This window comes from Streptomyces sp. NPDC056527, from assembly GCF_042794475.1.
Lineage (GTDB): Bacteria > Actinomycetota > Actinomycetes > Streptomycetales > Streptomycetaceae > Streptomyces.
Genome location: NZ_JBHTTQ010000029.1, coordinates 55,526 through 74,527 on the forward strand (window position 1 = coordinate 55,526; position 19,002 = coordinate 74,527).

The following is a 19,002-nucleotide window of genomic DNA, read 5'->3' on the forward strand; positions in this document are numbered from 1 at the left end:
TTCGAATCATGCGGCGTCAGGCGGCCGCGTCGACGGCGGTACGCCGCACGTTGCCGCGTCGGGCAGCCGCAGCGGGACGGCGCCGCCCGCGGGAGGCCTCGCCGCGCTTGCGCTGTTCGGCCGGCGGTGCGGTGATCGTCACGGGGATGCCGGAAGGGGCCTGGGCGCCCGTGATCCGGCGCAGCGACTCCTCGCCGGAGCGCACCTGGGTGGTCCGGGGCACGATGCCGGCGGCCGTCATGAGGCGGGTCATGTCGCGGCGCTGGTTGGGGGTCACGAGGGTGACGACGCTGCCGGACTCGCCGGCCCGCGCGGTACGGCCCCCGCGGTGGAGGTAGTCCTTGTGGTCGGTCGGCGGGTCCACGTTGACGACGAGATCGAGGTTGTCGACGTGGATGCCGCGGGCCGCGACGTTCGTCGCGACCAGGACGGTGACGAGCCCGGTCTTGAACTGGGCGAGGGTGCGGGTGCGCTGAGGCTGGGACTTGCCGCCGTGCAGGGCCGCGGCCCGGACACCACAGTCGAGGAGGTCCTGGGTGAGACGGTCCACGGCGTGCTTGGTGTCCAGGAACATGATCACCCGGCCCTCGCGCGCCGCGATCTCCGTCGTCGTCCGGTGCTTGTCGGCTCCGTGCACGTGCAGGACGTGGTGCTCCATCGTGGTGACCGCGCCCTGCGAGGGGTCCACGGAGTGGACGACGGGGTCGGTGAGGTAGCGACGGACCAGGAGGTCGACGTTGCGGTCCAAGGTCGCGGAGAACAGCATGCGCTGGCCCTCGGGGCGGACATGGTCCAAGAGCGCGGTGACCTGCGGCATGAAGCCCATGTCGGCCATCTGGTCGGCCTCGTCCAGAACGGTGATCGCGACCTGGTTCAGCCGGCAGTCGCCGCGGTCGATGAGGTCCCTGAGGCGGCCGGGAGTGGCCACGACGACTTCGGCACCACCACGCAGGGCACCCGCCTGCCTGCCGATCGACATCCCGCCGACGACGGTGGCCAGGCGTAGCTTCACGGCTCGGGCGTAGGGGGTGAGGGCATCGGTGACCTGCTGAGCGAGTTCCCGGGTGGGGACCAGGACCAGGGCCAGCGGCTGACGGGGCTCGGCGCGCTGTCCGGCGGTGCGGGCCAGCAGAGCCAGACCGAAGGCGAGGGTCTTGCCGGAGCCGGTCCGGCCGCGGCCCAGGACGTCCCGCCCCGCCAGGGAGTTCGGCAGCGTCGCGCCCTGGATGGGGAATGGCACGGACACGCCCTGTGCGGTGAGCGCGGCCAGGAGCTCCCGGCTCATGTCGAGGTCGGCGAACGCCTCGACGGGAGGCAGCGCCGGAGTCGTCGTCTTCGGCAGGGCGAACTCTCCCTGCACCGCGGCAGATCGCCGGCCGTAGCCACCCGAGCGGCTCGGGTCTCCTGAGCGGTTCGGGGCGGACGAGCCGAAGCGACTGCCCCGAACCGAACCGGCGGTGGAGCCGAACGCGGGGCCGCCGCTGCGGCGGCGGGTGCCGGAGGAACGGCTGTTCGTACGTGTGGGGTTCATTCAGAACCTTCCTCGATACGGCGCGTATCGAGGAATTCCAGCGGCGAATGAGCAGCGCGGGGAATCACAGGAACGGGCCGGATGAAATTCGAAACCGGACTTGGCCCACGGGAAATCCCTGTCGGCGCGAGCGGAAAGAGGTGATGGCGCGGGGAGGTGAATCCGGCACATCAACGGGTGCGGCTCAGATGGGTTGAACCCCTGAGTCTTCTTTCCCGCAGGTGAAACCACTGCGGAAATGCTTGCAGCTGGGGCCCGCACCCCGAGGGATGCGGGCCCCAGCTACGAGTTGTGCGTCAGCGTCAGGCGGGAACGATGTTCTCGGCCGTCGGGCCCTTCTGGCCCTGCGCGATGTCGAAGGTGACCTTCTGGCCTTCCTGCAGCTCGCGGAAGCCCTGGGCGGCGATGTTCGAGTAGTGGGCGAACACGTCGGGGCCGCCACCGTCCTGCTCGATGAAGCCGAAGCCCTTTTCCGCGTTGAACCACTTCACGGTGCCAGCAGCCATGTCATATCTCCTTTGGGCAGTACACCGGTATCCGCACTTTGCGGATGCCGTGTCGCCGCGATGATGCCCTGCCCGGAAAATGACCGGAAATAAAAAGCGCTCCTATGTGGCGGAAGGGCCACCTGGAGGCGCTTGAAGTCTTTGGGTACCAAAACTGCAACTGATATCGACAGTAGCACGCCGCGGCGTCTTCTGTGCGTAGATCAATCGCTCTCTGTGCGTTGCGGTAAAAACTCTCCCTGCGGGACCCGGTAAATTCTCGGCCCGCGGTGATAGATATTGACTCGCCCTGAGTGCAGCAGGGGCCGGTCCTGAACGATCCCGCCCGGATGGCGCTTTCCGCATCGGAGGACGGTCCGATCCTCCCGCCGCCCCCGCATCGGACCGCGGCCCGACAGCCCCTGAGAGGTCTGGGCGACGGCGAAGGCCCTGGTCTCTGACCAGGGCCTTCGTTCAAGAGCGGATGACCCGCATCGAACCCGCGCTATAAGCTTGGGAATCTGTGCGCGCCGGTCCCCGAGAATGGCTTCTGAGCTGCACTCTTCTGCAGTCTTGAGGGCTGTGCCACGACTCCTCAGCACCTGGTTTGGCCGCTGCACACCGCTCTGAGGGGCACGGTTGGGGCACGAGCGTGACGGTCGCGAGCGACTCCCGCCAGGGGTGTGGAGCGGGGCGCGCATCGGGACGTCGAGCGCCAGGAAGGCGAAGGAGCCGAGCACGTCGGCCGCGGCCCGCCGGACCTCCGGCTCGAGGTCACCCGGCAGCAGCACCTCGCAGCATGAACGGCAGCGCGGCCGTTGCGGTGGGGCGTGGCCGCCACATCTCACGGGGTGACCGGAGCGCGGTACGCGGAGAGGAAGGCGCGGGTGCCGGCCGTCGCGTAGAGGTCGAGGTCGGCTTCCGTGTGCCGGGCGTCGCCGTGGAACATGGCCTGGTTCACGGGGATCCACAGCAGGAGTCCCGCGAAGTGGTGTGCGGCCAGTACGGGATCGTCGGTGCGGAGCACTCCCCGGTCGGTGAGGCTTCGGAAGGTGGCGGCCAGGGTGACCAGGACCCGCTCGAAGCCCTGTTCGTACCAGGCGGCGCCGAGTGCGGGGAAGGCGTCGGCGTTGGCGATGATCAGCCGGCGCAGCCGGATGACCTCGGGTCGGGTGAGGGTGGCCAGGAGCCGGCGGGCGAGACGGGTCAGGTTCTCGTCCAGGTCGTCGGCCGTGGCGGGGACGTCGGCCACCAGGTCGATCGTGCTGTCGATGCGGTCGGTGGTCGCCAGGATGATCTCGGAGAAGAGCTTCTCCTTGTCCGCGAAGTGCTTGTAGACGGTCTGCTTGGAGACCGCGGCCAGCTTCGCGATGTCGTCCATGCTCGTCCCCGCGTACCCCTTGTCCAGGAACACGGCGGTCGCGGCGTCCAGGATCGCCTGGTGCTTCTGTGCTGAACGGCTGTCCATCTTCGACTCCTCTTGTCCGTCGTCTTCCCGCCCCCGAAGAGTACTGGACTGACCAGTACCCATGTGAGTACTGTACCGTCCAGTTCCAGAGCGGCGAAGCCTTCCGGCGGAACCGCACACCTATGGGGGTTCACATGGACAAGGTCCTCTCGGCCGACGGCACCGCCATCGCCTTCGAACAGCATGGCTCCGGCCCCGCGCTGGTACTCGTCGGCGGCGCCTTCATGACGCGGCACGCGTCGGCGGAACTCGCCGGCCTGCTGTCCGAGCACTTCACGGTGTTCACCTACGACCGCCGGGGCCGTGGCGACAGCGGTGACGGGGCGGTGTACGACGTGCAGCGCGAGGTCGAGGACCTGGACGCCCTGATCGAGCGCGCCGGTGGCGAGGCCATGCTGTTCGGCATGTCCTCCGGCGCCGTGCTGGCGCTTGAGGCGACGACCTGGGGCAGCGCCGTGACCCGGCTGGCCCTGTACGAGCCGCCCTTCGTCACCGACGACAGCCGTCCACCGCTGCCCGCCGACTACGTCGCCCACCTGGAGGAGCTGGTGGAGCGGGGCGCGTACGGCGACGCCGCCGCCTACTTCATGACCGCCGCCGTTGGCCTGCCCGACGAGGCCGTCGACGGCATGCGCCAGGCCCCCTTCTGGGCGGACATGGAGGCCGTCGCCCGCACACTCCCCTACGACGGCCGGATCATGGGCGACACCATGTCAGGCTGCCCCCTGCCCACCGACCGCTGGCAGTCCGTGACCGTGCCCGTCCTTGTCGGCAGCGGCGACGCGGGCGCGCCCCACATGCTCACCGGCGCCCGCGAACTCGCCGGCCTGGCCGACAACTTCATCCTCCAGGTCTTCCCCGGCCAGGAGCACGCCATCGCCCCCGCCCTCCTCGCCCCCGCCCTGATCGCCTTCCTCACCGCCGAGGGGCAGGCATGAGCAAGGTCTTCGCGAGCCTGGGCATGTCGCTGGACGGCTTCATCGCCGGCCCCGGCTCCGGTCCAGACAATCCGCTCGGCGACGGCGGGATGCGCATTCACGAATGGGTCTTCGGCGTCGAGAGCTGGCGGGAGCGCCAGAGCATCGGCGGCGGGCAGACCAACCAGGACGACGACATCGTCCAGGGCAACTTCGCCCGCGCCGGCGCCTACATCATGGGGCGCCGCATGTTCGCCGAGGGGGAGGTCGGCTGGCCCGACCCGCCGCCCTTCCGCGCCCCCGTCTTCGTCCTCACCCACACCCCTCGCGAATCATGGGTCCGACAGGGCGGCACCACCTTCACCTTCGTCACCGACGGCATCGACAGCGCCCTCGCTCAGGCCCGAGAGGCCGCAGGGGGCAAGGACGTCCAGGTCTCCGGCGGCGCCGACACCGTACGGCAGTTCATCGAGGCCGGACTCCTGGACGAACTCCAGATCCACCTGGCCCCCCTCGTCCTGGGCGCGGGGGTCCGTCTCTTCGACGGCGTCTCGCCGACCCTCGGCCTCGCACCCGCACAGGTGGTGGCCTCACCCCAGGTCACCCACCTCACCTATCTGCTCACCGCTCACTAGTGCCTGATCCGCACAACGACGAAGCCCCAGGCCATTGACCTGGGGCTTCGTTGAAGAGCGGATGACGGGAATCGAACCCGCGCTATAAGCTTGGGAATCACCTGCGCCCGGACAGATCATTTGGTGTCTGACCTGCGAAAACCTCTTCTGGTGTGGCGGCGTCGGCGGGCGCGAGGACACCCGTGTCGACCGCTGTTCGCCGCTCTGAAGGGCAGGGATGGGGCACGGCCCGGCGTCGTAGGGCACCGACGGGAATGGGTGCGCCGCCCTAGGGCCGGTCCTCCGAGGCGTGCGGCGGCAGATCGCGCGGCGCCGTGGCGCGTTCGCGCTCCCGGTGCCATTGTTCGGCCGCGTGGAGCATGGCCTGTCCGACGTGCTCGAAGAAGTCGCCGATGTCGTACAGCCGAGCACCGGCCGGCGAGTTGAGGCCGAGGGTGTCGGCGCCGGATCGGGCGAAGTCGGCCAGGACGGAGTTCTGGCGAGCGCTGGCCGTCCAGCCGCGGAACCAGGCGTCGGCGTCGATCACATAGCGGTCGCGTCGCCCGCGGGGGTCGCGTTCGCGGCGCACGAGATCCTGTTGTTCGAGCTGGCCGATGGCCTTGGAGACTGAGGCGGGGCTGACCTGGAGGCGCCGGACGAGTTCGGAGGCGGAGAGGCTGCCGCTGTCAGTGAGGTAGAGGCAGGCGAGCACCCGGGCGGTCATGCGGGGCAGGCCGGTGCCGATCATGATGTCGGTGAACCGGTGTTCCAGTTCGCGCACCGCGTCCGCGTCAGGCTCCTCGGCATCGGTGGCGGCATCGGCGGCGGCCCGCGTCACCGGGCGGCTCCGGCGGGCCCGCTCCCGGGTGGTCCGGTGCGCCTCGTCGGCCCGGTAGGCGTCGGGACCGCCATTGCGGCTCACTTCGCGCGTGACGGTGGACAGGGGCCGGTCCAGACGGACGGCGATCTCGGTGTACTTGAGTCCTTCGGCCAGTCCCTCGGCGATGAGCCGCCGTTCCTCGCGAGTCAGCCTGCCTCCGGGCATCTCTTCGCCTCCTGCCGCTCCGGCCGCCCGCTCGATCGGGCGGGATTGCTGGACAGTCTTACGTTCGCCCTCATGTCATTGCAAGTATGACCGGAAGTGACTTGCGTTCAACGTCATCGTCATTGCAATCACCCCTCCAAAATCCCTTGCACTGCTGGGAACTGGGCCATGCTTCTGCGTTGACGAAATAGTGAATGCAAGTTACGTTCGGCGATACGTAAATGCTGACCGCTGCGATCGGACGTCCGGGAACGAGGCGCCGCTCGCCACCCGGGATGGGATCTCCGATGACGTCGACGTTCGCCCCCGACCGCACCTCCTGGCGCACATGGCACCGCCCCCTGCTGGTCTGCTCCGGCCTGATGGCCGTTCTCGTGCTCGTCTGCGGCGTCGGCCTCGCGGTCGACGACCGGCTGCTGCTCGGTGAGCCGGTCTGGTACAAGCCGCTGAAGTTCGGTTTCGCCTTCGGCCTCTACGCCGCCACCCTCGCGTGGCTGCTCGCCCGGCTGGACAAGGGGCGGCGCCTTGCCCGGTGGCTGGGCACGGTCTTCGCGGTGACCACCGTCGCCGAGGTCGGCGCCATCACCGTCCAGGCGGCGCGTGGCACCATCAGTCACTTCAACGCGGACCAGGTCGATCCAATCACCCTGGCGCTGACGCCGGTCCTCACCTTCGGGGTGATGGTCATCGTGATCGCCCAGCTCGTCATCGGCGTCGTCGTCCTGATCCAGCGCACCGGCAGCCCGGCCCTCAACCGGGCCATCCGCGTGGGCATCGGCCTCGCGATCGCGGGCATGCTCATCCCGGTCTACTGGATGGTCACTGAGGTCAACCCCCGCACCGTCACGGACGCCAACGGGAACGCCATCCCCCTTCATCAGGGGCACGGCATCGGCGACCCCGACGGCAACGGCATGCCGCTGACCCACTGGAGCGCCACCGGCGGCGACTTCCGCGTCCCGCACTTCTTCGCCCTGCACGGCATCCAGGTGCTCCTCGTCCTCGCCTTCGTCCTCACCGCCCTCGCCGCCCGCCACGCCTGGCTCCGCAGCGAGCAGGCACAGGCCCGCCTCGTGGGCGCGGTGGCCCTCGGCTACACCGGCCTGGTCGCCGTGGTGACCTGGCAGGCCGGCCGCGGCCAGTCCTTCCTCCACCCGGACACGACCACCCTCACTGCGTTCACCGCGGTGCTGCTGCTTACCGCCGGGGCGATCGGCACGACGATGGTGAAGGCCCGGCGCGCGGGCGCGGAGGTGGTCGAGCATGCCTGACACGAGGCGCGGAACGCACCCGCAGGGCGGGGAACCGTTCCAGATCGCACCGTACGACCCCGCCTGCCCGGCGGTGTTCGCCATCAGGGGCGAGTGCCTGCGTGCCGCCCTCGGCGATGCCGCCCCGAGCATCGGCCACATCGGACCCACCTCGGTGCCGGGCCTCACGGCCAAGCTGGTGATCGACATCCAGATTTCCGTGGCCTCGCTCGAGCCGGCGGACCCGTTCCTGGACCCGCTGACCGGCATGGGCCTGGTCCACCGGGCGGACAACGCCGAGCGGACCAAGCGGTACTTCCGCGAACCGCCCGGCCGGCCCCGTACCCACGTGCACGTACGGCAACTGGGCAGTTTCTCCCGGCGGTTCCCCCTGCTGTTCCGGGACCCCCCGACACCTGGGCCCAGCACACCGGCTGGGTCCCCGGCCACGCCGACGCCTGAACCCGGTCGGCGGGAACGTATGCGGAAGGCACGCGACAGCGCCCGTGGGCTGCCGGAGAACAGCGAAGGCGGCGCAGGAGTGGTGCAAAGCACCTGGAGAGGTCTGGACGACACAAAAGCCCCAGGTCTCTGACCTGGGGCTTTGTCATGGAGCGGATGACGGGAATCGAACCCGCGCTATAAGCTTGGGAAGCTCATGTTCTACCATTAAACTACATCCGCGCGGCGGTCCGAAGATCGGTACCGCAGACTCGGACACTGTACCCCATCCCGAAGTTGCGGCGTGCGGGGCGTACCTGGCCCTGACGGAGTGCCGCCTGGAGTGGTGTCCCGTTGATCCCCTAATGTGGCTGTCTCGTCCACCACTTGTCGGGGAAGGGACTTGATGGGTTCGATGGAGCGCACCGTCGTTCGTTGTGCCGAGGGGCATGTGTTCAGTACCGCTTCGTTCCCGCTGCAGCAGCTCGGTGCCGGGCGGATCGGGCCGGGGCGGCTCATTCGTTGCCCACGGTGTGCGCGGCTGCGGCACGCGGTGCCCGTGGAGCTCGAGCGGCGCTGATGTCCGAAGGACGGGCGCGGAGTCTTCCCGATTGGGGCAGGTCCGCGCCCTCTGCGTATCGTGGGGGCGTGCTTCTCTCAGACAAGGACATCCGGGCCGAGATCGATGCCGGACGGGTGCGCATCGACCCGTACGACGAATTCATGGTGCAGCCCTCGAGCATCGACGTGAGGCTTGACCGCTTCTTCCGGGTGTTCGAGAACCACCGCTACCCCCACATCGACCCCGCCGTCGAGCAGCTCGACCTGACCCGTGAGGTCGAGCCCGAGGGTGACGAGGCGTTCATCCTGCACCCCGGCGAGTTCGTGCTCGCCTCGACCTACGAGGTCATCACGCTGCCGGACGACATCGCGTCCAGGCTCGAGGGGAAGAGCTCGCTCGGCCGACTGGGCCTGGTCACCCACTCCACCGCCGGGTTCATCGACCCCGGTTTCTCCGGGCACGTGACCCTGGAGCTGTCTAACCTCGCCACCCTGCCGATCAAGCTGTGGCCGGGGATGAAGATCGGGCAGCTGTGCATGTTCCGGCTGAGCTCGCCCGCCGAGTTCCCCTACGGCAGCGAGCGGTACGGCTCGCGCTACCAGGGGCAGCGGGGGCCGACGGCCTCGCGCTCGTTCATGAACTTCCATCGGACCCAGGTGTGACAGCAATGAGTGACGTACGGGAGAACCTCACCTACGAGGGCTTCGGCCGCGCCATCCGCGAGCTCGCCCAGACCATCGCCGACGACGGCTACGAGCCCGACGTCGTGCTCTCCATCGCCCGCGGCGGCGTCTTCGTCGCCGGCGGTCTGGCCTACGCCCTGGACTGCAAGAACATCCACCTCGTGAACGTGGAGTTCTACACCGGCGTCGGGACCACGCTGGAGATGCCCGTCATGCTCGCGCCCGTTCCCAACGCGATCGACTTCTCCGACAAGAAGGTCCTGATCGCCGACGACGTCGCCGACACGGGCAAGACCCTGAAGCTGGTCCACGACTTCTGCGTCGACCACGTCGCCGAGGTCCGCTCCGCCGTCATCTACGAGAAGTCGCACTCCCTCGTGAAGTGCGAGTACGTGTGGAAGAAGACCGACGAGTGGATCAACTTCCCCTGGTCCGTCGAGCCGCCCGTCGTGAAGCGTGAGGGCCAGGTCCTCGACGCCTGAGGGCAGCCGCCGGGGCGGCCACGGGCAGCCCGGCTCTCAGGCGCTGCGTAGCTGCTCGGCCAGGGACACGAGCCAGGCCCCGGGGGCGTACGGAGCCGGCGGGTCGACCTCCATGCCGAGTTCCTCCAGGGCGAGCGCGTAGTCCGACTCGTCCAGCGGGAGGGTGAGCAGGTCGTGGAGTTCGCCCGTCAGCTGGGCGATCAGCCCGCTGTCACTCGTGCGCAAGTAGTCCCGGAGCGCGGCGTCGTGGTCCTCGAACTCGTCCGGCATGTCCTGTGAGAACCAGCCGCCCAGGAGCTGGACCAGCTCGGGAAAGCGGGCATGCCACTCCCACCGCGTCTGCGGCGTGGCCGGCGGCGGGGCCTGACCCGTCTCGACGCTCTCCTTCAGCCGGTCCGCGAGGCTCACCAGCCATGACTGGATCTCCGTGTCGGGCAGGCCGACGTCCGGTACGGGGTAGAACTCGCCGAGCCGCAGCCGCAGCCGTCCCGGGGGGTTGTCGGCGTACTCGCGCAGCTGCTGCTCGGCGACCGGGATCGCCCAGGGGCGGGTGCGCCAGGTGTGCCGCAGATACGCGGACAGCGGCTCCCGTTCATCAGCGCCGCGGCCCAGGTGGGCGCGGATGACATGGTCCAGCTCGCCGTACTTTCGGTCGTGCTCGCGCGGGGTGAGGGGCAAGGGACACAGCCTCTAGAGGTAGATCGGGAAGGTGGCGTGCACGGTGAAGCCGTGCGGGTTGTCGGTGCTGCGCCGGAGGATCACCCGGGCGGCCCGCACGTCGATCGGTTCACGGCCGGCGAGCATCATCGCCGTGCGCAGCACCCGCCCGACCGGCTCGGGCCGGGAGGGCCACGCGGCCTCGATGGTGAGACGCTGCCGGGTCGACTGGGCGAGCCAGCGGTGGATGGCCTGCTCGTTGGAGGTCACGACCTGCTGAGTCGCCCACTGGGCGGTCTCCCGGTCGGGGTAGCTGGCGGAAACGTTCGGGCTGGGCACGGAACCGACCTCAGTGCTCTTCGTCGACATGGGCGTGAATGGCCCGGAGGATGGCCTCCAGGACTGGTCGTGAGGCCCAGGGGGCCGTCTCGGCGAGTCCGCCGACGGGATCGGAGGGAACGGACGGGGTGGGGAAGAGGAGGAGCGCCTCCTGGATCTCCGCCGCGAGCGCGGCCAGCGCGGAGCGGCAGCCGGAGGGGTGCTCGGAGGCGACTCCTTCCCGTACTCCCTCGTCGAAGTCCTCGTACTCGCCCGAATCCACCCACCACCAGAACTGGCGGATCCTGCCGAACTTCAGCTCGGCCTCCCACGCTGCCATCGGGAGCCGGTCGAAGTCCGGGATCGGCTCCCGGTCCTGGAGGCGGACCAGCCGGGACAGGAACCGGAGGAATTCGGGTGCGGGCACGTCCCCCGCGGCCTCGGCCAGCTGCTCGGCGAACCCGGCCGACAGCGTCGCCGGGTCCACGTCCGCCACCTCGTCGGAGGCGAGGTCGAGCAGCGCGGCGACAGTGGCCGGCGGCATGGCCCATGCGGCCTGCGGGGTGTCGCCGATCGTCCGGCAGAACCGGGCCAGTTCGTCCTCGAGCGTCCTGGAACCGTCGCGCCGACAGGCGACGGCCAGCTCGAGGAGCCTGGCGATCGCGCCGTTGTTGAACACGGCTCCGGTGTATGTGGTCACGCTGTGCATGCTAGGGGCCCTCCGGCATGGAGGTCAGAACGATGAACGGGGGGTCGATGTGGCTGCCGACGTACTTGAGTGTCACCTTGACGCTGTGCACATCCTTCGCCTGGGCCTGGAATCCGTCGGCGTCGTAGTCGGCCCTGCTGAGTGAGCGTCCGGTGACCTCGTTGAACGTAAGGCTGTAACTCGGCTTCGAGTTGGGGTTGTACGTGGCGGGGTCCTCCTGCTTCGCGATCCACTTCTCGATGCGGTCCGCGTGGGTGATGTCGTCCAGGACATCCTGGGTGAGGCGCTGGGCGGAGGCATGGTCCGTGAAGGTGGAGATGGCCCTCGGGGCCACGACCCCGTCGGGGCGGACGGTCTGCTGGTCCCTCAGTCGCTGTGCCAGCTGCTCGTCCGTCTTGCCCACGTGCTTGTCGACCGGGTGGCTTCCCTCGATCCCCTCCTGGCTCGCCAGGTCGATGGGGAAGAAGTGGTTCTTCGGGTCCTCGCCGGGGACGCGGTAGGTGTGCTCCGGTTTGAACTCGTGGAGCGCCCGGGCGCCGAAAGACTGCGCGCGGGCGTCCTCGGCGTGGAAGCTGGGGGCGCTCATGAACGCCTCGTCCAGGGCGGGCATCAGGGCGTCGAACTGCCGGGTGAGGCCGTCCACCGTGTTCTCGTAGCGGTTGACGATGGCGTTCATGGCGCTGGTGTCGATGTTCAGGGGGATGTTGAGGCCGACCGAGGCCAATCCCTTGCCGATGCCCTTGACGAGTCCCTTGACGTCCTTGAGGTCGATGCCGTCCTTCAGGTCCACGTCGGCGACGGCCTTCTTGACCGCGTCCCAGTACTCGTCGTAGACCTTCGCGTTCAGTTCGACCGCGGCCTCGGCGAACTCCCGGAGCAGGTCGCTGATCTTCCTGCTGGTGTCGGACAGCACGGCGAAGACCGGGTTGGTGGCGCCGGCCGACGAGCTCGCCGTGTCGTGCTTCCACTCGTAGCCGGCCGTGCTCTTGCCCCAGGCGGTCGTGCCCCACAGCGAGCTGAGGAACGTCCGCATGGCGTCGTGCCACTCGCTGTTGGCCTGGTTGGTGATGGGGGCCATGTGGCCGCTCATGTTGCCGACGGTGATGTAGAGCGAGCGGTTCGCGTGGCCCCAGGCGCCTGAGAGGGAGTTCAGGTGGTGCTGGTCGGGGAACGGGTAGACGTCCGGGACCCGGCCCATGCGGTAGGCGTGCTTGATGGCGACCCGAATGGCATCCATGATCGGATCCGGTACCCACTCCAGGATGCGGACCCAGATGCGGTCGCCGCCGTCGTCGTCGCCCCACTTCAGGTCGGTGATGCGCGGATAGACGGGTGCCTTGTCGATCACCTGCGGCGGAGGCTGGGTGTGGGCCGGCGTGTTGCCGGTCGGGTCGGAGGCGGCGTTCGCCTTGACGTAGTTGTTGGCCGTGGTGGTGAATCCGACGGCCGCGCCGCCGATGCTCACCACACTCCTCGCCCAGACCTCGAGGAAGCGGTTGCCGACCTTCATGTACGCGGTGGAGAACGCCTGCGCCGCCGTTCCGTAGCCGCCCGCGTCCTGGTACTCCCCGAGCTCCTGGAGGAGTGTGGTCGCCGCCTTGTTCAGGTCCGTCTGTTCCTTCGCGAACTGTCCGGACACCGTGAACAGGTGCGACGGCCTGACGTCGATGGTGCCGCCCTGCGGCGAAGGGGAGGGGGGAGGGGTGCCCATCAGCCCGCCCCCCATCCACGCAGCACGGCGCGGTGGGCCTCGGCGTAGTTCGCGTGCCCGGTGGTCACGACCTCGTGCAGCCACGCCTGGGCGGCCTGGAGGTCCTGCATCTGCTTGTCCCACTGGTCGAGTTCCTCGACGAAGGCCTCGCGGGCCTCGCCCCGCCATGCGAGGACGACCTTCTCCGTGCGTCCGTACAGCGTGTCCAAGCGCTGGTTCAGCTGCCGGAGTATGTCTTCCAGTTCGCTCGCGGCCTCGCGCAGCGTGGTGAAGCTGACGCCTATGTGGTCGTCGGCCATTCTCGTCCCCGTGTGTGAGTCGACGTCAGACGTCGAGGATGCGGCTGGTGGGCGTCGGTGCGGTGGTTCCCTCGGACAGCGCTTCCGCCTCGCGGGCGACGTCGACCTGGGACGACGCCGTACGCATCCGGCGAAGGTTCTCCAGTTCCTGCTGGGTGAACCCGTCGCGGCTCATCCGCAGCGCCTCTTCCAGGACTCCGAGGATCTCCCGGATGCGGACCGCGTCCTCGGCCACACCCCGGTGCAGAGCCCGGTACCCCCGGGCCGCGTCGCCCTTCCAGCCGCCCTCGATGCGGTCGACGACCGCATCCATCCGCCGGACCTGGCCGTTCAGGTGACGCTGCATCGCGTCCAGGTCTCCGGCGAGTCTGGTCAGATCGTCGTCCGAGACGTCGAGATCGGTGTTCCCCACCGTGCCGCCTTCCCCCGAAGGATTCTTCAACTCTCTTGCTGAGAAAACCAGTCGACTCTAACAACAGGGCATCCATGCCAGGCGCCCCGGAACGGCGTGGCGGACGTGGCCCCCGTTACGTCGGGGGTGTACGGGAAGGGCCCCCGACGTCCGTCGGGGGCCCTTCCTTCCGTGTCCTTGTGGGACCGCGGGTGACTACAGCGTGCCCAGCTTGATCAGGCTCAGCAGCGCCACCAGTTGGATCGCCGACGCGCCCAGGGCCTTCGGCCAGGGCAGGTCGTGGGAGCGGCTCACCATCGTCGTGAACAGGGCGCCCGCCGCCAGCCAGGTGACCCAGCCGATGACCTGCACCAGGCCGTTCTCGCCGCCCAGGAAGAGCGCGAAGACGAGGCGGGGCGCGTCCGTGATCGACATGATCAGCATCGACAGGCCCACCGTCGGCTGCCACGTGCCGTCGCCGCCGAGCTGGCGGGCCAGGGTGTGCGTGACCGCGCCGAGGATCAGGCCGGCGACGACGAAGCCGACGCCCGTCATCAGGACGTACGGGATCGCCGTCGACAGCGTCGCGTTGATCGCCTCGTCGCGCGCCTTGTCGAAGCCGAAGATCGCGAGCAGCCCGTAGAGGAACGTGACGGTCAGCGCGGGGCCCCACACCGCGTGGTCCCGCATCTGCAGGAACGTCGGCGCCGGGCGCAGCACGATGCCGCTCAGCAGGGCCTTCCAGGGCAGCCGCGGGCCCGTGGGCGCGGGGGCGTTGCCGGCCTGGTACGTCCCGCCGGCGCCGTACGGGTCCTCGTTCACGCTGAACATCTGCGTGTGCCCCGGCGTGTTCGCCGCGTGGTGCTGCTGCTGTTGCTGCTGCGCCCCGTACGGGTCCCCGAAGTACTCCGGCTCCCCCTCGTACCCACCGCCGCCTTGCGGGGCCTGGCGGCCCCACTGCTGCTGCGGGTGGGGCGGCGGGGCCGCGTTGTACCCGTACGGCGCCTGCTGCGGTTGTTGTTGCGGGGGGCGGTTGTCCCGGCCGCGTCCGTTCCTGAATCCAGCCACACCTCGAACGTACCCGTTTCCGCTGCCAGGGCGCTCCTTTGCCACTGAGCTGTGACATCCCCTAGGGGTTCACGATGCGCGACCACGAGCCGTCGACCGTACGACGAAGGGCCGCCCCGCGACTGTGCGGGACGGCCCTCTCGTGCGTGAGGACTACTCGGCGGAGACGGCCTCCGACAGGGCCTCCGGCTCCGGCTTCGCCTTCACCGAGTCGAGCAGCAGCTGGGCCACGTCCACGACCTGGACGGACTCCTTGGCCTTGCCCTCGTTCTTCTTGCCGTTCACGGAGTCCGTGAGCATGACGAGGCAGAACGGGCAGGCGGTGGAGACGATGTCCGGGTTGAGGGACAGGGCCTCGTCGACGCGCTCGTTGTTGATGCGCTTGCCGATCCGCTCCTCCATCCACATCCGCGCGCCACCGGCGCCACAGCAGAAGCCGCGCTCCTTGTGGCGGTGCATCTCCTGCTGACGCAGGCCCGGGACGGCCGACATGATCTCGCGCGGGGGCGTGTAGACCTTGTTGTGGCGGCCCAGGTAGCACGGGTCGTGGTACGTGATCAGACCGTCGACCGGGGTCACCGGGATCAGCTTGCCCTCGTCGATGAGGTGCTGGAGCAGCTGCGTGTGGTGGATGACCTCGAACTCGCCGCCCAGCTGCGGGTACTCGTTCGCGATCGTGTTGAAGCAGTGCGGGCAGGTCGCGACGATCTTCTTCGCCGACTTCGGCTTCTTCGTCGACTCGTCCTCGTCGTCCTCGCCGAACGCCATGTTCAGCATCGCGACGTTCTCCTGGCCGAGCTGCTGGAACAGCGGCTCGTTGCCCAGGCGGCGGGGCGAGTCACCCGTGCACTTCTCCTCGCCGCCCATGATCGCGAACTTGACGCCCGCCATGTGCAGCAGCTCGGCGAAGGCCTTGGTGGTCTTCTTGGCCCGGTCCTCGAGGGCGCCGGCGCAGCCGACCCAGTACAGGTAGTCGACCTCGGTGAGGTCCTCGACGTCCTTGCCGACGATCGGGACCTCGAAGTCGACCTCCTTGGTCCACTCGACGCGCTGCTTCTTGGCGAGACCCCAGGGGTTGCCCTTCTTCTCCAGGTTCTTGAGCATCGTGCCGGCCTCCGAGGGGAAGGCGGACTCGATCATCACCTGGTAGCGGCGCATGTCGACGATGTGGTCGATGTGCTCGATGTCGACCGGGCACTGCTCGACGCAGGCGCCGCAGGTGGTGCAGGACCACAGCACGTCCGGGTCGATGACGCCGTTCTCCTCGGCGGTGCCGATGAGGGGGCGCTCGGCCTCGGCGAGGGCGGCGGCGGGGACGTCCTTGAGCTGCTCCTCGGACGCCTGCTCGTTGCCCTCCATGTCCTTGCCGCCGCCGGCCAGCAGGTACGGGGCCTTGGCGTGCGCGTGGTCGCGCAGCGACATGATCAGGAGCTTGGGGGAGAGCGGCTTGCCCGTGTTCCAGGCGGGGCACTGCGACTGGCAGCGACCGCACTCGGTGCAGGTGGAGAAGTCGAGGATGCCCTTCCAGGAGAACTGCTCGACCTGGGAGACACCGAAGACGGCGTCCTCGGCCGGGTCCTCCCAGTCGATCTCCTTGCCGGCCGTCGTCATCGGCTGCAGCGCGCCCAGCGCGGTGGAGCCGTCGGCGTTCCGCTTGAACCAGATGTTCGGGAAGCCGAGGAAGCGGTGCCAGGCCACACCCATGTTGGTGTTCAGCGAGACCGTGATCATCCAGGTGAAGGACGTGACGATCTTGAGCGCCGCGAAGAAGTAGGTGAGGTGCTGGATCGTGCTCAGGTCCAGACCGTCGAGCAGCGCGATCAGCGGGTACGAGGCGAAGAAGCCCGGCTCCCAGCTGGTCACGTGGTGCTGGACGCCTTCCAGGGCGCGCAGCGTCATGATGCAGACGCCGACGATGAGGATGACGGCCTCGACGAAGTACGCCTGGCCGGTCTTCGATCCCGCGAAGCGGGACTTGCGGCCCGCCCCGCCCGGCCGGTTGAGCTGCCGGATCACGATCAGGGTCACGATGCCGAGGACGGTCATCAGGCCGAGGAACTCGGTGAAGATCTCGTACGGCAGCCAGTCGCCGATGATCGGGATCAGCCAGTCGGCCTGGAAGAGCTGGCCGAAGGCGTTGACGATCGTGAGCAGCAGCGAGAAGAAGCCCACCGCCACGAACCAGTGCGCCACGCCGACGACGCCCCAGCGGTTCATGCGCGTGTGGCCGAGGAACTCCTTGACCAGCGTGATGGTGCGCTGTGTGGGGTCGCCGGTGCGCGTGCCCGCGGGTACGGGCTGGCCGAGCTTCACGTAGCGGTAGATCTGCGCGATGGCGCGGCCGAACAGCGCGACGGCCACCACCGTGATGGCGATCGACACGATGATCGCGGCGAGTTGCATGAGGGGCTCCTCGGGCGGGCCTGCGAGGCGGAGCGCCTGCACTCTCCAGTGTGGCGCTACTAAGCGGTAACTTATTCAGTCCGTGCTGAGATTACCCCGTCACGGCTCCGCGCTGTAGCGGCGCCTGCGGTGATCTGTGTCGCTCAGGCAAGCCTTGCCGCGCGACGCCTCCGGACTGCTGGAAGCGTACGCGCCAGGATCGCGAGATCCATCCCCAGCCAGTGATGGTCCACATAGTGGAGATCGAGCAGCTCGCGCTCCTCCCACGGCAGCTCCGAACGTCCGCTGATCTGCCAGAGCCCGGTCATCCCCGGCCGCACCGAGAGCCGGCGCCGCGCCTCGCCCACGCACTCCCGGTGTCCGGGGGTGAGGGGGCACGGGCCCACGAGGGACATCTCCCCCCGTACGACATGGAGCAGCAGGGGCAGTCCGGCCAGCGTGCTCTTCGTACGGAACGTGACCATCGTGAAGGCGCTTCCGCCCCGGCCCGCGACGGTCCGTCGGCGCGTCACCCCGCCCGCGCCGGCCGTCGCGAGTGCGAGCGAGAGGGCGACGGCCGCGATCAGCGGGGACAGGACGGCCAGCAGGGCGAGTCCGCCGAGGAGGTCGAGTGCGCGCTTGGCCGTCATTCCCCACACCCTTTCGAGTGACATTCATGGGATATTCGTGGGATATGCCCGCTATGCCCGGCAGGGGCACCCCGGACTCTCTCATGCGGAGGGGTGTCCGGGCCGGGAATGACGCGCCAGCGGGGCTCTTTGAGCGGCTTCCAGGGTGAAGAGTTGAGTCGCCTCCACTCAGGTCTGTTGACGTGCCGAGCGTCGTCATGCATCCTTGAGTCAGTTCCACTCAAGTCAGTCAGCTGGAGGAATTGAAATGGCACGTGCGGTCGGCATCGACCTGGGCACGACTAACTCCGTCGTCAGCGTTCTCGAAGGCGGCGAGCCCACCGTCATCACCAACGCCGAGGGCGCCAGGACCACGCCGTCCGTCGTCGCCTTCGCGAAGAACGGTGAGGTGCTCGTCGGCGAGGTCGCCAAGCGTCAGGCGGTCACCAACGTCGACAGGACCATCCGGTCGGTCAAGCGCCACATGGGCACCGACTGGAAGATCGACATCGACGGCAAGTCCTTCAACCCGCAGCAGATGAGCGCCTTCATCCTGCAGAAGCTGAAGCGCGACGCCGAGGCGTACCTGGGCGAGAAGGTCGTCGACGCGGTCATCACCGTCCCGGCGTACTTCAACGACTCCGAGCGTCAGGCCACCAAGGAGGCCGGTGAGATCGCGGGCCTCAACGTCCTGCGCATCGTCAACGAGCCGACCGCGGCCGCCCTGGCCTACGGCCTCGACAAGGACGACCAGACGATCCTCGTCTTCGACCTCGGTGGCGGCACCTTCGACGTGTCCCTCCTGGAGATCGGCGACGGCGTCGTCGAGGTGAAGGCCACCAACGGTGACAACCACCTCGGTGGTGACGACTGGGACCAGCGCGTCGTCGACTACCTGGTGAAGCAGTTCGCCAACGGTCACGGCGTCGACCTGGCCAAGGACAAGATGGCTCTCCAGCGTCTCCGCGAGGCCGCGGAGAAGGCGAAGATCGAGCTGTCGTCCTCCACCGAGACGTCGATCAACCTGCCGTACATCACCGCCTCCGCCGAGGGTCCGCTGCACCTGGAGGAGAAGCTCACGCGCGCTCAGTTCCAGCAGCTGACCGCCGACCTCCTGGACCGGTGCAAGACGCCGTTCCACAACGTCATCAAGGACGCGGGCATCAACCTGTCCGAGATCGACCACGTCGTTCTCGTCGGTGGCTCCACCCGTATGCCGGCCGTCGCCGAGCTCGTCAAGGAGCTGACCGGTGGCCAGGAGGCCAACAAGGGTGTGAACCCGGACGAGGTCGTCGCCATCGGCGCCGCCCTGCAGGCCGGTGTGCTGAAGGGTGAGGTCAAGGACGTCCTGCTCCTCGAC

The 19,002-nt window shown here is 68.7% G+C and carries 20 protein-coding genes and 1 tRNA gene; 7 read left to right on the forward strand and 14 right to left on the reverse strand.

Features of this window, described 5'->3' with window-relative positions:
• Positions 1-16: 16 nt before the first annotated feature.
• The 3 genes from ACFQ7Q_RS16990 to ACFQ7Q_RS17000 all read right to left on the reverse strand — a co-directional run bounded on the left by ACFQ7Q_RS16990 (position 17) and on the right by ACFQ7Q_RS17000 (position 3,484).
• Positions 17-1,531 carry a DEAD/DEAH box helicase gene (locus ACFQ7Q_RS16990; protein ID WP_383555349.1) on the reverse strand — a complete coding sequence of 505 codons (1,515 nt, stop codon included), beginning with the start codon at positions 1,529-1,531 and terminating at the stop codon, positions 17-19.
• 302 nt (positions 1,532-1,833) lie between these two features.
• Positions 1,834-2,037: a cold-shock protein gene (locus ACFQ7Q_RS16995; protein WP_020133169.1), complete on the reverse strand. Its 204-nt coding sequence runs from the start codon at positions 2,035-2,037 to the stop codon at positions 1,834-1,836.
• A gap of 823 nt (positions 2,038-2,860) precedes the next feature.
• Positions 2,861-3,484, reverse strand: a complete 624-nt coding sequence (locus ACFQ7Q_RS17000) for a TetR/AcrR family transcriptional regulator (RefSeq protein ID WP_383555351.1) — start codon at positions 3,482-3,484, stop codon at positions 2,861-2,863.
• 134 nt (positions 3,485-3,618) lie between these two features.
• Between ACFQ7Q_RS17000 and ACFQ7Q_RS17005 the strand changes: the two genes are divergently transcribed.
• Together ACFQ7Q_RS17005 and ACFQ7Q_RS17010 are read left to right on the forward strand one after the other, a co-directional pair.
• Positions 3,619-4,422 (forward strand): alpha/beta fold hydrolase, encoded by an 804-nt coding sequence (locus tag ACFQ7Q_RS17005; RefSeq protein WP_383555354.1) that lies wholly within the window; start codon positions 3,619-3,621, stop codon positions 4,420-4,422.
• Positions 4,419-5,036 (forward strand): dihydrofolate reductase family protein, encoded by a 618-nt coding sequence (locus ACFQ7Q_RS17010; protein WP_383555355.1) that lies wholly within the window; start codon positions 4,419-4,421, stop codon positions 5,034-5,036. The genes ACFQ7Q_RS17005 and ACFQ7Q_RS17010 overlap by 4 nt, the downstream gene beginning before the upstream one ends.
• Positions 5,037-5,304: 268 nt before the next feature.
• Here ACFQ7Q_RS17010 and ACFQ7Q_RS17015 read toward each other — a convergent pair whose 3' ends face one another.
• Positions 5,305-6,060 (reverse strand): MarR family transcriptional regulator, encoded by a 756-nt coding sequence (locus ACFQ7Q_RS17015; protein ID WP_383555358.1) that lies wholly within the window; start codon positions 6,058-6,060, stop codon positions 5,305-5,307.
• 287 nt (positions 6,061-6,347) lie between these two features.
• On the opposite strand from ACFQ7Q_RS17015, the gene ACFQ7Q_RS17020 reads away from it, so the two are divergent.
• Positions 6,348-7,331: a hypothetical protein gene (locus ACFQ7Q_RS17020; RefSeq protein WP_383555359.1), complete on the forward strand. Its 984-nt coding sequence runs from the start codon at positions 6,348-6,350 to the stop codon at positions 7,329-7,331.
• Positions 7,324-7,905 (forward strand): GrpB family protein, encoded by a 582-nt coding sequence (locus ACFQ7Q_RS17025; RefSeq protein ID WP_383555361.1) that lies wholly within the window; start codon positions 7,324-7,326, stop codon positions 7,903-7,905. The genes ACFQ7Q_RS17020 and ACFQ7Q_RS17025 overlap by 8 nt, the downstream gene beginning before the upstream one ends.
• A gap of 15 nt (positions 7,906-7,920) precedes the next feature.
• On the opposite strand, the gene ACFQ7Q_RS17030 is transcribed toward ACFQ7Q_RS17025, so the two are convergent.
• Positions 7,921-7,994 (reverse strand) — tRNA-Gly (locus tag ACFQ7Q_RS17030).
• A gap of 405 nt (positions 7,995-8,399) precedes the next feature.
• Here ACFQ7Q_RS17030 and dcd point away from each other — a divergent pair.
• Positions 8,400-8,975: a dCTP deaminase gene (dcd, locus tag ACFQ7Q_RS17035; RefSeq protein ID WP_383555364.1), complete on the forward strand. Its 576-nt coding sequence runs from the start codon at positions 8,400-8,402 to the stop codon at positions 8,973-8,975.
• Positions 8,976-8,980: 5 nt separating this feature from the next.
• Positions 8,981-9,478, forward strand: a complete 498-nt coding sequence (locus ACFQ7Q_RS17040) for a phosphoribosyltransferase (RefSeq protein WP_383555366.1) — start codon at positions 8,981-8,983, stop codon at positions 9,476-9,478.
• Between the two features lie 36 nt (positions 9,479-9,514).
• Here ACFQ7Q_RS17040 and ACFQ7Q_RS17045 read toward each other — a convergent pair whose 3' ends face one another.
• The 9 genes from ACFQ7Q_RS17045 to ACFQ7Q_RS17085 all read right to left on the reverse strand — a co-directional run bounded on the left by ACFQ7Q_RS17045 (position 9,515) and on the right by ACFQ7Q_RS17085 (position 17,663).
• Positions 9,515-10,156, reverse strand: coding sequence for a contact-dependent growth inhibition system immunity protein (locus ACFQ7Q_RS17045; RefSeq protein WP_383555369.1), 642 nt, complete (start codon positions 10,154-10,156; stop codon positions 9,515-9,517).
• A 12-nt stretch (positions 10,157-10,168) separates the two neighbouring features.
• Complete coding sequence (locus ACFQ7Q_RS17050; RefSeq protein ID WP_383555371.1) at positions 10,169-10,474, reverse strand: RNase A-like domain-containing protein; 306 nt, start codon at positions 10,472-10,474, stop codon at positions 10,169-10,171.
• A 10-nt stretch (positions 10,475-10,484) separates the two neighbouring features.
• A complete protein-coding gene (locus tag ACFQ7Q_RS17055; RefSeq protein WP_383555374.1) occupies positions 10,485-11,153 on the reverse strand; it encodes a hypothetical protein in 669 nt (222 codons plus the stop codon).
• Positions 11,154-11,163: 10 nt separating this feature from the next.
• Entirely contained in the window at positions 11,164-12,873 is a 1,710-nt protein-coding gene (locus ACFQ7Q_RS17060; protein ID WP_383555376.1) for an RNase A-like domain-containing protein, read from the reverse strand.
• Complete coding sequence (locus ACFQ7Q_RS17065; protein WP_362363336.1) at positions 12,873-13,172, reverse strand: WXG100 family type VII secretion target; 300 nt, start codon at positions 13,170-13,172, stop codon at positions 12,873-12,875. Before ACFQ7Q_RS17065 ends, ACFQ7Q_RS17060 begins: the two co-directional genes overlap by 1 nt.
• Before the next feature lie 25 nt (positions 13,173-13,197).
• Positions 13,198-13,584, reverse strand: coding sequence for a WXG100 family type VII secretion target (locus tag ACFQ7Q_RS17070; protein WP_383555379.1), 387 nt, complete (start codon positions 13,582-13,584; stop codon positions 13,198-13,200).
• Between the two features lie 195 nt (positions 13,585-13,779).
• Positions 13,780-14,631: a Yip1 family protein gene (locus tag ACFQ7Q_RS17075; RefSeq protein WP_383555382.1), complete on the reverse strand. Its 852-nt coding sequence runs from the start codon at positions 14,629-14,631 to the stop codon at positions 13,780-13,782.
• A gap of 153 nt (positions 14,632-14,784) precedes the next feature.
• The gene (locus tag ACFQ7Q_RS17080) at positions 14,785-17,034 is read right to left on the reverse strand and encodes a (Fe-S)-binding protein (RefSeq protein ID WP_383555384.1); all 2,250 of its coding nucleotides are present in this window, start codon (positions 17,032-17,034) and stop codon (positions 14,785-14,787) included.
• Between the two features lie 143 nt (positions 17,035-17,177).
• Positions 17,178-17,663, reverse strand: a complete 486-nt coding sequence (locus ACFQ7Q_RS17085) for a sugar transferase (RefSeq protein WP_383555386.1) — start codon at positions 17,661-17,663, stop codon at positions 17,178-17,180.
• A 247-nt stretch (positions 17,664-17,910) separates the two neighbouring features.
• On the opposite strand from ACFQ7Q_RS17085, the gene ACFQ7Q_RS17090 reads away from it, so the two are divergent.
• Positions 17,911-19,002 (forward strand): Hsp70 family protein (locus tag ACFQ7Q_RS17090; protein WP_383555389.1); only part of this gene is annotated, 1,092 nt, incomplete at its 3' end.